This is a genomic window from Paenibacillus sp. 01L418 (assembly GCF_056400045.1).
In genome coordinates, this window is record NZ_JBFTSN010000627.1 from 1 (window position 1) to 2,838 (window position 2,838).

Below are 2,838 nucleotides of genomic sequence, written 5' to 3' on the forward strand. Positions count from 1 at the left end.
GTACAACCCTAATCCACATGGAACGATTATGTATCTAATTAAAGAATCAGAGCTTACGAGTTTAATTGATTCTATTCTAGGCAATTATCAAGGCTTGACTTATATTTTGGACAACAAAGGTCAAATTCTAGTAGACAATCGCCAGGGAGAAGCCTTAACGAATGCAGAGGCGCAGTCTCTATATAGTCTCGCGCCAGGCATTCACGATAAAACCTTAAATGGCAAGCCGCATTCCATCGTATCCGTAAAATCGGAAAATAATGGATGGACTTATGTCACCGTCATGCCAAGTTCCCAGTTTCTTAGCAGCGTAGTGCATGTCCGCAGCTTCATCGTCATGCTGTTCCTCATCGTTGTGGTCGTTGGAGCGGCGATTGCCCTCGTGCTTGCTAGAATGCAATACCTGCCGATTTCTACGCTTGTAGAGTTCGCAAATTCCAAATCCAAGCCGAAGCATTCCGCTGATCAATCAACCGAAAACGGGAACGAGCTTGATCGAATACGAACAGCGCTGCAGCAATACAGCTCGCGAGTTGATCTTCAAGAGCCATACGCTCGCAATCACTTTTTGTCCATGCTCCTGAAATATGGGAATGCGCAAAGTCTTTCACCAGAGCTGCAAGAGGCCTTCGATCTTCATTTCGACCAATCTCATCACTTTGTTATGGTGATTGGATGGGATGAAATCGAAGATACGCAAGAAGAACGACAGGAGYGGCAAGAAATGATAGAGCTGCTCTCCCAAATCGAATTCCCGGAGCTGGCTGCTCATGCCTATGGCGTAGAGCTCCCTCAGCTGGATCAGCTTGCACTCATTATCAGCTTTAATAGGGATCAAGCCGAGCAGGAATTGGTTCCTGTGCGCCACATTGCTGAAGCGGTGCTCTACACGATACTAGAGACGTTTGATGTTACGCCTACGATTGGCGTTGGAACCTGCTATTCAAGCCCTGACCAGCTGAATCAGTCCTTTATTGAAGCTTGCTCAGCTTTTGAACTGCAAGCGACAAGCGGTCATGGCACGATCACTTATTTCGAGAAGCTGCAAGATACACCGGATCATACCTTTTGGATACCGAATAATTCATTGCTCAAGCTTTCTCAAAGCTTAAAGCAAGGAAGCTATGATGTAGCTGCACAAATGATCAGCCCATCGATCCGCAGCCTGCAATCATCCGAGCTGTCTGCCCTGCTCAAACGCTGCATATGCTTTGACATTTTGAATACGATGCTAAAAACCGCATCCGAGCTTGGCATTCAAAATGTGATTCAAGACATGGCTCCTAATATGATTTACAGCCATTCCTTGGATGAAATTGAGACTGGCTTTCTGAATCTCGCCTCCCGAATCTGCAATCAAGTGGAGCGCAACAATCAGAAGGAGGAGCAATCACAGATTGATCGGATCGTCTCCTACATCGATGAGCATTTTAGAGATCATACGCTCAGTCTAGAAACGATTGCATATGAGTATGCCATCTCGCCATCACATGTGAGCCGTTCATTTAAGGAAAAGATGGGACTTAACTTCATCCAATACATTTGGCAAAAAAGAATGGAAGAGGTTATGCATCATCTGAAAACGACAAACGCACCGCTTAAGGACATCATTATTCAAGTCGGCTATTTGGATACGCCTAACTTTATACGCAAATTTAAGAAAGAAACCGGCTATACGCCTGGTCAATATCGCAAGCAATTCTGGGAGAACGAACAGGCGCAATTGCTTTCTGATTCAGATGATGAATAATAAACAAAACCCGGTCAGCATTTCGCATGACCGGGTTTTTGCTGTTTCTGGGTTCATGCTCTTGTTCGTTTATTTATCTGTCAATTATCTGTCGTATGCGCTTTGGTAAAGCTCAGCAATCCGATTTCCGCCCATTTTTTTAATTTGCTCTAAATACTTGTCCCAATTGGAGAGCGGCTCCTGGCCCGTTACGAACTTCGCTTCCATCTGTGTAACGTAAGTGTTCAGATCAGATAACAAAGCAGAAGCCTCAGTTTGCTCTTCATTTGTCAAATAAACGTTAGGGTAAGGCGGTTTTGCGATTGGTGTAAGTTTCTCTGCATTTTGCTTATCGATCCATAGATCGAATTCGCTACGAAGGCCTACGGCAACATCGCTTGAGTTCATACCCGGCGTTAGAATACCATAGTTTGGTGTCATCGTTCCGCGGTATTCTTCACGGTCGATGCCGCCTGGAACAGGAAGCCATTCCTTTTCATGCGTTTCCTTGTTTTTATATTTCCACAGAAGGTTCTCAGGACCTTGATTGAACAAGGTAGCGCCCTCATAGCTGTATAGGTAATCTACCCAACGCATAGTTGCCTCTGGAGCCGGATTGCTGCTTGTGATGGCGAAGGTACCATTCGCTGAAATACCAGGGTGCTTGCCATAGACAGGAGAATCAGCAATTTCACTTTTCACTGGCGTCATCAACGGGTTGTCTTCGCTTGGTTCGCCGCCTAGCGTAAAGTAAGGGTAATAGTCGTTGAACAAAGCAATTTGATTGTTTTTCCCTTTTGCTTTCTTCYGTTCACCTGTTTGCGAGAAGGTCTCGTGGTCCAGCAATTCCTCTTTCCATAGACGGTTGAGGAACGTTAAATATCCTTTGTAACCCTCTTCTTGTGGCGTGTAATGTACTTTGCCATCCTTATCGGCATAAACGACCTCATCATAAATGCCCCAGAAACCGAGGAAGTACATGCGCAAATCGTTCAGTTTGTCGGATGTGAGCGGAATTTCATCCTGCTTACCGTTTCCATTCGGGTCTTCAGTCTTAACACGCTTCAGATAGGCGTACAGCTCTTCTGTTGTCTTAGGCTCTGTTGCCC

2 protein-coding genes are annotated in these 2,838 nt (G+C 45.3%); one reads left to right on the plus strand and one right to left on the minus strand.

Annotated elements, in window-relative coordinates:
• Positions 1-1,750, plus strand: a 1,750-nt coding sequence (locus tag AC1DSE_RS33815) for a helix-turn-helix domain-containing protein (RefSeq protein ID WP_477528964.1), incomplete at its 5' end; no start/stop codon positions are given.
• Between the two features lie 84 nt (positions 1,751-1,834).
• On the opposite strand, the gene AC1DSE_RS33820 is transcribed toward AC1DSE_RS33815, so the two are convergent.
• The coding region (locus AC1DSE_RS33820; protein ID WP_477528965.1) for a type 2 periplasmic-binding domain-containing protein at positions 1,835-2,838 on the minus strand (1,004 nt) is incomplete at its 5' end.